This window comes from Rheinheimera sp. (genome assembly GCF_020217005.1).
GTDB lineage: Bacteria > Pseudomonadota > Gammaproteobacteria > Enterobacterales > Alteromonadaceae > Pararheinheimera.
Window position 1 is genome coordinate 1 of the sequence record NZ_JAIWOI010000302.1, and the last position, 10,000, is coordinate 10,000.

Below are 10,000 nucleotides of genomic sequence, written 5' to 3' on the forward strand. Positions count from 1 at the left end.
AAAGCGCTTTTAGCCCCGCCCGAAGGGAGTCGCTGGGCGATTGCACTGCGGTGTTAGCCTGTCTCACAAGGTAGTCGACATTGCTTCGCCAGCCTGCCTTGCCTTGCATTGCAAGCGCTCAGCGGCTCTGAAACTCGCATATTGAGGTCACTTGGGTATACACTAATTGCTTGATAAAACAGGTGGAATTTAGCAGTGATAGTGATTCGGGTAGCCTTGCCTATTCCTCTTCGGGTGCATTTTGATTACCTGTGTGAGGCAGAGGTGCAGCCTGGTTGTCGTGTTTTGGTGCCTTTTGGCAAACGCGAACTGATAGGTATTGTCTGGCAACTGAACCCAACCGACAGTTACGACGTCACTCAACTCAAAGCCGTCACTCAGGTTTTGGACCAAACTCCGGTGTTAGCAGCTCCTATTCGCCAGCTTTTGAGCTTTGCCGCCGATTATTATCATCACCCGTTAGGAGATGTGCTGACCAGCGCCCTGCCCGCTTTATTACGCGACGGAAAAAATGCCGACCCAGTCAAAGGTCACAGCTATAGCCTGACGGCAGCAGGCCAGCATTTAACAGCAGAGCAGTTTAAAGCTGCAAAAAAACGCCTGGCCTTGTGGCAGCAGTTACAACAGCCTCAAACCGAAAGCCAGTTGCTTGAGCATTTTCAGCGCAAAGAACTGCAGTATTTTATTGACCAGGGCTGGGCTCTGGTGACGCCTGTTTTTTATGGTCCTTATCAAACCACTGCTGAACAACAAAAGTCCTTACCTTTAAATCCGGCGCAAGCACTGGCTGTAACCGCAGTGCGACAATCCCTGGGCAGTTTCAGCTGCTTTTTATTAGAAGGCGTGACAGGTTCCGGCAAAACCGAAGTTTATTTACAGGCCATAAGCCCTGTGGTCAAAGCAGGTGGTCAGGTGCTGGTGTTAGTGCCTGAAATTGGTTTAACGCCACAAACCTTAGCTCGTTTTGAACAACGTTTTGCTGTGCCTGTTGGGGTCTGGCATTCCAATATGACGGACCTTGAGCGTTTTACCGTCTGGCAACGCTGCCAAACCGGCGATTTAGCTATAGTGATAGGCACCCGCTCTGCTTTGTTTTTGCCCTTTTTAAAGCTTGAATTATTGATCATTGACGAAGAACACGATAACTCCTTTAAACAGCAGGACGGTTTTCGTTATCACGCCCGTGATTTAGCTATTAAACGCGCATCTATTCAGCAGTGCCCTATTTTATTGGGCTCAGCAACACCGAGCTTAGAAAGCCTGGCCAATGTGCAGCAAGGCCGCTTTGCTCATCTGGAATTACCGGACCGCGCCGCAGGCCAGTTGATGCCGACAGTGGAACTGGTCGATTTAAAACAACAGCAAATGATGCATGGCATGGCAGGCTTAACCCGCCAGCGAATCGAACAGCATTTAAAACTGGGCCAGCAAGTGCTGCTGTTTTTAAATCGCCGTGGTTTTGCGCCAGCTTTAATTTGCCATGAATGTGGCTGGATGACCGAATGCCACAGATGCAGCGCTTTTACTACCTTTCATAAACAAAGCCGCCAGCTGGTGTGCCATCATTGTGGCGCCACTAAAGGCGTGCCACATCAATGTGGCGGTTGTGGCAGCACTCAACTGGCCCCGGTAGGTCAGGGTACTGAACAGCTGGAAGAACAGCTACAGCAGTTATTTCCTGCACACAGAGTCACCCGGCTGGACAGAGACAGCACCAGACGCAAAGGCAGTTTGCAACAGGCTTTGGATCAGATTTTACAAGGCGAACCTCAACTGATTTTAGGCACCCAGATGCTGGCCAAAGGCCATCACTTCCCTAATGTTGGCCTGGTGGTGATTATTGATGTCGATTCTGCTTTGTATAGCAATGATTTTCGCGCCCCTGAACAACTGGCGCAGTTATTAACTCAGGTATCAGGCCGCGCTGGCCGGGGTTCACAGCCAGGTAAAGTGCTATTGCAAACTCACTATCCGGGTCATGCTTTATTGCAGGACGTGATCCAAAATGGCTACGCTTCTTTTGCCCGCAGTGCACTCAAAGAGCGGCAACAAACTTTTTTACCACCTTTTATGTTCCTGGCATTATTCAGAGTAGAAGCGCATCAGCTGGAGTTCTGTCAGGACTGGCTGCAACAAGTGGCGGAACATTACAAAAACTGGCCCCAGGTCCAGCTGCTTGGTCCATTGGCTTGCCCTATGGAACGTAAGGCAGGCAAATACCGCTGGCAAATTCAGCTTTTTGCCAAAGACAGAAAACAGCTGCACCAAAGTCTGGACTCAGTGCTGACAGAAATCAGCCGCTGGTCCTTAAGCCGTAAGGTAAAATGGCAGCTGGATGTAGACCCACAAGACCTGAATTAATCATTTCTTTTTAACAAAACTGCAGTAGAATGCGGGACATCAGGCCAGTTGTCCTTAGTTGTAAAGATGCCACAAAGAGATTATGTCAAAGCAGGTCGGGCCGCTCCCAGACCAAAAAAGAATACAAAAACGGTAAAACCTTTTCCCTGGCCTTTAGTGATCACGGTGGGTGTTTTAGTCATTGGTTTTGCATGGTTTTTATATCATTTATCGCAAAAAACTCCGGTTGAGGATGCGGTGACTCCTGCTATTACAGCCAAAAAAGATGAGTTACCTCCAAAGCCGGCGCAAGAACCCTACCAATATATAAAAGAGCTGGAAAACAAAGAAATTCAGGTCCAGGTTGAAGAGCTGGAAGCTAAAGGTCCCTTCTTAATGTATTGTGGCACCTACCGCGCTATTGAAACCGCTCAGCAAGTGAAAGCTAAAGTCGCTTTTGCCGGTTACCCTTCGGAAGTCCGGCGTATTGAAGGCAAAAACGGCGTATTTTTCCGCGTCACTTTAGGGCCTTATACCAGCAAACGTCAGGCCGAAAGCGATAAAAGCCGCTTGCTGCGTCAAAAAGTGGCCGACTGCCGCATAGCAAACGCGACTTAAACGTCTTCGTATCAATGCCCAAAGCGCTGCTTTCAGCGCTTTGGGCATTGAAATTTTACCTTCCCACCCTTATCTCCTTGCTTATCTGTTTTTCTCAGCCAAAAAGGGCTTCCGATGACCACTATTGTTTCTGTACGCCGCAACGGCCATGTGGCTATTGCCGGTGATGGCCAGGTATCACTGGGTAACACTGTGATGAAGGGCAACGCCCGTAAAGTTCGCCGCCTTTATCATGGCAAAGTCTTAGCTGGTTTTGCTGGCGGCACAGCCGACGCTTTTACTTTATTTGAACGTTTTGAAGCAAAACTTGAGATGCATCAGGGCCATTTAATGCGCGCTGCTGTTGAACTGGCCAAAGACTGGCGCACAGACCGTATGCTGCGCAAACTCGAAGCTTTGTTGGCTGTAGCTGACGCCAACTGTTCCTTGATCATCACAGGCAACGGCGATGTGATTCAGCCAGAACACGACTTAATAGCCATAGGCAGTGGTGGACCTTTTGCTCAGGCTGCGGCCACGGCTCTTTTAGCCAACACTGACCTTAGCGCCCGCGAAATTGCCGAAAAAAGTTTAACCATAGCTGGTGATATTTGTGTCTACACCAACCATCACCAGACCATCGAAGAATTATAAGGGTAAAGTGCATGTCTGATATGACCCCAAGAGAGATTGTCCATGAGCTGGACCGCCATATTATTGGTCAGGCCAACGCCAAAAGAGCGGTCGCTATTGCACTGCGTAACAGATGGCGTCGTATGCAACTTGACCCGGCGCTGCGTCAGGAAGTGACGCCAAAAAATATTCTGATGATTGGCCCTACTGGTGTAGGTAAAACTGAAATAGCCCGTCGTCTGGCCAAACTGGCGAACGCACCTTTTATTAAAGTGGAAGCAACCAAGTTCACTGAAGTAGGTTATGTAGGTAAAGAAGTGGAAAGCATAATCCGCGACTTAACCGACAGTGCCGTGAAAATGTTCCGTGAACAGGAAGTGGCTAAAAACAAATTCCGTGCTGAAGAAGCAGCGGAAGAGCGTATTCTGGATGCCTTATTACCGCCGGCCCGCGATGCCTGGGGTAAAGCAGAACCCAGCGAATCCGACAGCGGCACCCGCCAGGTTTTCCGTAAAAAGTTACGCGAAGGCCAACTCGATGAGAAAGAAATTGAAATAGATTTAGCAGCGCCTGTGATGGGTGTAGAGATTATGGCCCCTCCAGGTATGGAAGAAATGACCTCGCAGCTGCAATCTATGTTTCAGAACTTAGGGGCTGACAAGAAAAAAAGCCGCAAATTAAAAATCAAAGACGCCTTTAAACAATTGGTGGAAGAAGAAGCCGCCCGCTTGGTGAATCCGGAAGAGCTGAAACTCAAAGCTCTGGAAGCCGTTGAGCAAACAGGTATTGTGTTTATTGATGAAATAGACAAGATTTGTAAGCGCGGCGAAACCAGCGGCCCTGACGTATCGCGTGAAGGGGTGCAACGGGATTTACTGCCGCTGATCGAAGGCTGCACAGTCAATACGAAACACGGCATGGTCAAAACCGATCATATTTTGTTTATCGCCAGCGGCGCTTTCCAGATGGCAAAACCATCAGATTTAGTACCTGAGTTGCAAGGCCGCCTGCCCATTCGGGTGGAGCTGGATGCCTTATCTGCCAACGATTTTGAGCGCATCCTGACTGAGCCTAAAGCTTCTTTGACTGAACAAAGCGTGGCTATGTTGGCAACTGAAGGGGTGCAGGTGCGTTTTGCTGAAGATGGCATTAAACGTATCGCCAATGCAGCCTGGCAAGTGAATGAACGCACTGAAAATATTGGTGCCCGTCGTTTATACACTGTAATGGAAAAATTGTTGGAAGAGTTGTCTTTTGATGCTGCAGACCACAGCGGTCAGCAGATAGTAATAGACGCCGCTTATGTTGATTCGCACCTGGATGCTTTAGTACAGGACGAAGATTTAAGCCGTTTTATTTTATAACTAGGGTATAACGATGACAGCACAGACTCAACATCATGTGAACTCTAAGCCACAAGTTGCTGCGCTGCATTATCATCGCATAAGCAAACTGCTGGACGTTCGGTTTAACGACGGCCAGCAGTTTCAGCTCAGCGCTGAGTTTTTGCGGGTGTTTTCGCCCTCAGCTGAAGTGCGGGGTCACGGCAAACCTCAACTGGTCAGTCATAAAAAAGCTGTCACTATTACCCAGATAGTGCCTGTGGGCCTGTATGCGGTGAAACTGGTGTTTGATGATGGCCACCAAACAGGTTTATACAGCTGGGATTATCTGGCCAAACTGGGAGCACAACAGAAAGAACTCTGGGCGGACTATCTTGAACGGTTAAAACAAGCCAATAGCAACAGAGAAATACAGCTGGCGATCAAACAACTATGAAAATGGGGTCAGATCACATTGTTAACTATTAACAATGTGATCTGACCCCATTTTTATTAAGCCTTAAATTTATCGACCGTTTGATGCAACATGCTAGCCTGACTGGCCACTTCTTCACTAATTTGCGCGTTGTGCCTGGAGATAGCTAAAGAATCTTCTGAAATATCGCGGATACGCACCACATTTTTATTCACATCTGCAGCCACTAAACTTTGCTCTTCCACCGCAGTCGCGATTTGTGTGGTCATATCCATAATCAAGCCCACATCGCTGGTAATATGCCGCAATAACTCGATAGTTGACCCAGCCTGACTGGCACTTTCTTTGCCCTGGTTCTGACAGTTTTGCATCACGGCCACAATATTTTTTGTGCGTTGCTGCAAACCTGAAATGATTTTTTCAATCTGACCTGTGGATTCCTGAGTACGCTGAGCCAGACTACGAACTTCGTCCGCAACCACGGCAAATCCGCGGCCCTGCTCTCCAGCCCGCGCAGCTTCAATAGCAGCGTTTAGCGCCAGTAAGTTAGTTTGTTCAGCTATACCCCGGATCACATCCAGAACAGAGCCGATAGTGGCACTGTCCTGTTCCAGCTCACTAAGCACAGCCGAAGCCTGCTGCAATTCCTGCGATAATACGTTAATACGTTTTACCGTTTGCTCCACTTCTTTTAAACCTGAGTTGGCATTGGCATTGGTGTTCTGCGCTTTGGCCGCAGTGTTTTCAGTATTGACTGCTATTTCGTCTACTGTGGCCCCCATTTCAGTCACTGCTGTGGCGACCATGTCACTTTCCAGCTGTTGCTGCGCCATACCTTTACTGGTTTCCGCCGTTGACTTAGCCAGTTCGTGGGTGGCCTGATCCAGCATTTCCAACGCCTGATTAACATTACGTACCAGCTCCTGCACATCTGACAACATATGGTTGAAGTCTTTGGCTAAAGTGGTCATTTCGTCCTGCCCCTCTTCCGTCACACGCAGACGAAAGTCGTTGTCTTTGCGCACTAAACCTATAGTGGCGCAGACTTTCTGAATTGGCAGCAAAATACTGTTGCTGGTCATCAGCACCAGAGCTATCACCAGTACCAGCACCAGCACAAACAAACTGATAGCCAGGGTCTGGCTGGCTGAACTGGCTTTATTCACCGCCTCTTCAGTTCGTTTTGACATCAACTCCAGACTTTCCTCAGTCTGATGAATGGCTTCCCGCATTTGCCCCATCACCCCCTGATCATGTGCCAGACCAATTTTTTGCTCACCTTCCACTAAACGCACAAAAGCAGCACTGTAGGCATCCGCCAGTTGCTGCATTTTTAATGCTTCAGTACTGTCGCTCACTGAGGTTTGAATTTGAGTTCTGAATTGAGCAAATCCCTGCTTAAAACTCTCGAGATACTTTAGATCCAGTCTCAACATAAAGTCCTTTTCAGCGCGACGTAACTGCAACAGCTGGGTAGTCAGCAGTAAATCATTAGTATCTTTAAACGCCTGCTCCAATGCATGAGCTTTTGCCCTTAATTCACCATATAACCCAGACTGTGGGTCTAAGCCAACCTGTTCAGACAGTTGCACCAGTTGATTAAATAAGTCCTGATAACTTTTGGTGTAACCGGTAAAAGAGCTCAGCGGCGCTGTATCTATGTTCACATCAGTCAGCCCCACAGATAACACTTCGGCTTTTTTATTCAGTTGTGTGGCAGCCTGATTAAACTTTTGCTGGTACTCCAGATCAGAGCGTAACAAGAAGTCCTTTTCACTACGCCGAAGTTGCAACACACTCAGGTTCAGTTGTTCGACTTCAAGCCGCAGTTCTGCCAGTGTGGTTAACTGCCGGCTTTGAAACAGCAACAAAGCCAGCATAATTAGCATAGAAACCGCCACTGTGATGGCGTTGAGCAGTAAGCGTTGACGTATAGTAAACTGACGTAAAAAATTCATAGAAAATGCTCCAAAAATACTGTGCAAGCAGTTGAATCATTTGGGGATATAAAGTCTGAATAAAGTATAGAGAGCGAATAAAAAAACCGGAGGACTTTTAGCAGGCTAAAACGCAGATATTTAGTAAAAATTGCAGAATTAATGCAGTATTTGTTGTGCAATCAGACTACTGGACAAACCTAAAGATGATCCAGCCAGAATGTCCAGCGGAAAATGTACCCCTAACAGTATCCTGGACAAGCCAATTAAACCAGCCCAGCTAAAAGCTAACCAGGACCACTCTGGGTAAAAACATAATAAAGCACTGGCTACCACAAAAGCAGCTGCGGTATGACCTGACGGCAAACTGAATTTATCGGAAGCCTCAATGTGGGCTTGCATTACACCTGCCATCAGCTGATACGGACGCTGACGACGAATCGAGTTTTTTAACAGCAAGTACAGAGGCAATTCTATCGCAAAACTGAGCAGCAACAATTCAGTGAAGGCGCTGGCATGGGTTAACTCTAAAGCAAAAAACAGCACCACCAACAGCAGATACAATGGGCCGTCACCGGTTTTTGAGCACCAGAAACTAAATTGATGGATCCGCTTTTGTTCGCTTTTGCTAAACAGCGCCAGAAAACAACGTTGATCCCATAATCCGAGCTTTTGTAACCACATAAGCCACCCGCCGCATTACTTTGACTAGATTTAGCTTAAAGCGACTTAGTGACAAACACATGACAAAAAAATAAGCAATTATTTGGACAAAACGCAGCCATAAAGCAAAGCTAAAGCTTCAGCTTCAGGCAAAGGTTTGGCCAATAAATACCCCTGAATGGCATCACAAGCCAGAGTACGCAGCAACTGTAACTGGGTTTCGGTTTCCACCCCTTCGGCCAGAATACGTTTGCCTAAACCATGAGCTAAAGTAATCATGGTTTTAACTATCATCATATCCGAGTCGTTGGCCGCCATCTCTGTGACAAAACTGCGGTCAATTTTGATTTTATCTATCGGCATTTTGCGCAAATAGCCCAAAGAAGAGTAGCCGGTACCAAAGTCATCAATAGAAACACGAATGCCCATTTGCTGTAACTCATTGATATAGTTCGAGCCTTTTTCCATATCCCCCATAGCGGTATTTTCGGTGATTTCCAGCTCCAGCACTGCTGGCGATACCTGATATTTCAGCAACAGTTGCTGAATACGGCTTTTTAAACCGTCGACCTGAAAATGCACAGGCGACATATTGACCGCCAAAGGTATGTGAATACCTTGCTTTTTCCATTCGGCTAAGGTGCAGACCGCTTTTTCCAACAGCAATAAATCCAGTTCTTTGCTTAATCCCACTTGTTCGACCAGAGGTAAAAACTGCCCTGGCATTAACAAACCCTTTTCCGGGTGCTCCCAGCGTACTAAAGCTTCAAAAGCTTCAATTTTTTGCTCACGCAGATCCCACTGAGGCTGAAAATAAAACACAAACTGATCTTGCTCCAAAGCCAATAACAAGTCCTTTTCCAGACTGAGTAAACGGGCTGACTCCTCTTCCATACCGGGCTGGTAGAAAGTGCATCTTTGGCGCTGACGTTTGCAATGGTGGAAGGCAATATTAGCCTTTTGCAGCAGCATATCGGCTTCTTGTCCGTGCTGTGGCGCACAGGCCAAACCTATACTGGCGGTCAGCTTGATCAGACCATTGTCTGTGGTATAAGGTTTTTCAATGAGTTGTTCCAGATGCTGTAATGCGAACAGTTTTTGCCTGTCCGTGCTGCAATCTTCCAGTACCAGCGCAAAAATATCACCACCTGTTCTGGCGATTAAACGGGGTTTAACGATGGACGATTCAAAGCGCCGGTTTACTTCGCGTAAGATCCGGTCACCTTGTTTAAGACCTACAGATTCGTTGACTACTTTAAAGCTATCCAAACCTATCATCAGTAGGGTGATAGCTTTGTCTGCCTGAACCAGCAGCGATAACTCACGCAGCAGCGCATCACGATTCAAAGCTCCTGTTAAGGGGTCGTGACTATCCAGATACTGAGTTTTAGCTGTAAGCTGTTGATTAGTGCTTCGTTCATCTTCCTGTAACCAGATGATCAGGCCTAAGCCTAAAATCACCTGAACTAACAATTCCAGATGCTTTAAATACAATACCACTATAGCTGAAACCTGCTGAGAGTCGTGCCACAGCATTGATATTGCACTGGCCAAAAACAAAGCGCCCCATGCGAGCATAGCGCTGGCTACCACTTTAGTGGCGAAAATACGCTTTGTCAGACTCCAGAGCCAAAAACCTGCCACGCACAAAGCTGCACCAATCAGGAGCAGGCGCATATACACCTGCAAATACATGGTGATGTTTTGCCACTGTGGCAATAACAAAAACATAGTGACGGAAAAAAATGAAATACCAGTGACCAGTATCAACAGCTGATTCACAGTCCGGCTGGCCAGCCTTTTCTGTTTTACTGCTTCAAACACCCCAACCAGAATCCAAACTGCAAAGGCGTAACAAAAGCTGATGTATAAAAACTTAACAGCAAGGCCCAAAAATTCAGCTGCAAATACCGGGCGCCAAAACACTTCAACCAAAATAAAGGCGGCGTAGGCGGTAAAACAACTAAAAGCTATGGCCCATGATTTCAGGTAATTACGCTGATAGACCCGAAAAAAATACCAAAGTAAGGCGCAAAGAGTAAGTGCAAACCCAATCTGTGTCAGGTGCAGCA

Annotated in this window: 8 protein-coding genes; 5 read left to right on the plus strand and 3 right to left on the minus strand. The window is 47.2% G+C overall.

Annotated features, from left to right (window positions below; all coding sequences use genetic code 11):
- Positions 1–195: 195 nt before the first annotated feature.
- The 5 genes from priA to LDL40_RS14720 all read left to right on the plus strand — a co-directional run bounded on the left by priA (position 196) and on the right by LDL40_RS14720 (position 5,349).
- Positions 196–2,361: a primosomal protein N' gene (priA, locus tag LDL40_RS14700; protein WP_300996173.1), complete on the plus strand. Its 2,166-nt coding sequence runs from the start codon at positions 196–198 to the stop codon at positions 2,359–2,361.
- A gap of 48 nt (positions 2,362–2,409) precedes the next feature.
- Positions 2,410–2,958, plus strand: coding sequence for an SPOR domain-containing protein (locus LDL40_RS14705; protein ID WP_300996174.1), 549 nt, complete (start codon positions 2,410–2,412; stop codon positions 2,956–2,958).
- Between the two features lie 114 nt (positions 2,959–3,072).
- Positions 3,073–3,591, plus strand: a complete 519-nt coding sequence (hslV, locus tag LDL40_RS14710; RefSeq protein ID WP_008899176.1) for an ATP-dependent protease subunit HslV — start codon at positions 3,073–3,075, stop codon at positions 3,589–3,591.
- Positions 3,592–3,602: 11 nt separating this feature from the next.
- On the plus strand, positions 3,603–4,934 hold the full coding sequence (gene hslU / locus LDL40_RS14715; protein ID WP_300996175.1) for an HslU--HslV peptidase ATPase subunit: 1,332 nt from the start codon (positions 3,603–3,605) through the stop codon (positions 4,932–4,934).
- 13 nt (positions 4,935–4,947) lie between these two features.
- Positions 4,948–5,349: a DUF971 domain-containing protein gene (locus LDL40_RS14720; protein WP_300996176.1), complete on the plus strand. Its 402-nt coding sequence runs from the start codon at positions 4,948–4,950 to the stop codon at positions 5,347–5,349.
- Positions 5,350–5,405: 56 nt separating this feature from the next.
- Here the strand turns inward: LDL40_RS14720 and LDL40_RS14725 are convergent, their stop codons facing one another.
- From LDL40_RS14725 to LDL40_RS14735, 3 genes are all read right to left on the minus strand, one after another.
- Positions 5,406–7,286 carry a methyl-accepting chemotaxis protein gene (locus tag LDL40_RS14725; RefSeq protein ID WP_300996177.1) on the minus strand — a complete coding sequence of 627 codons (1,881 nt, stop codon included), beginning with the start codon at positions 7,284–7,286 and terminating at the stop codon, positions 5,406–5,408.
- 138 nt (positions 7,287–7,424) lie between these two features.
- Positions 7,425–7,949: a phosphatase PAP2 family protein gene (locus LDL40_RS14730; RefSeq protein ID WP_300996178.1), complete on the minus strand. Its 525-nt coding sequence runs from the start codon at positions 7,947–7,949 to the stop codon at positions 7,425–7,427.
- Positions 7,950–8,027: 78 nt separating this feature from the next.
- Entirely contained in the window at positions 8,028–9,998 is a 1,971-nt protein-coding gene (locus LDL40_RS14735) for a bifunctional diguanylate cyclase/phosphodiesterase (RefSeq protein ID WP_300996179.1), read from the minus strand.
- Positions 9,999–10,000 lie beyond the last annotated feature (2 nt).

Coding starts and splice junctions, on each gene's coding strand:
- hslV (WP_008899176.1), top strand. CDS start 3,073: ATGACCACTATTGTTTCTGTACGCCGCAACGGCCATGTGGCTATTGCC.
- hslU (WP_300996175.1), top strand. CDS start 3,603: ATGTCTGATATGACCCCAAGAGAGATTGTCCATGAGCTGGACCGCCAT.
- LDL40_RS14720 (WP_300996176.1), top strand. CDS start 4,948: ATGACAGCACAGACTCAACATCATGTGAACTCTAAGCCACAAGTTGCT.
- LDL40_RS14725 (WP_300996177.1), bottom strand. CDS start 7,286: ATGAATTTTTTACGTCAGTTTACTATACGTCAACGCTTACTGCTCAAC.
- LDL40_RS14730 (WP_300996178.1), bottom strand. CDS start 7,949: ATGTGGTTACAAAAGCTCGGATTATGGGATCAACGTTGTTTTCTGGCG.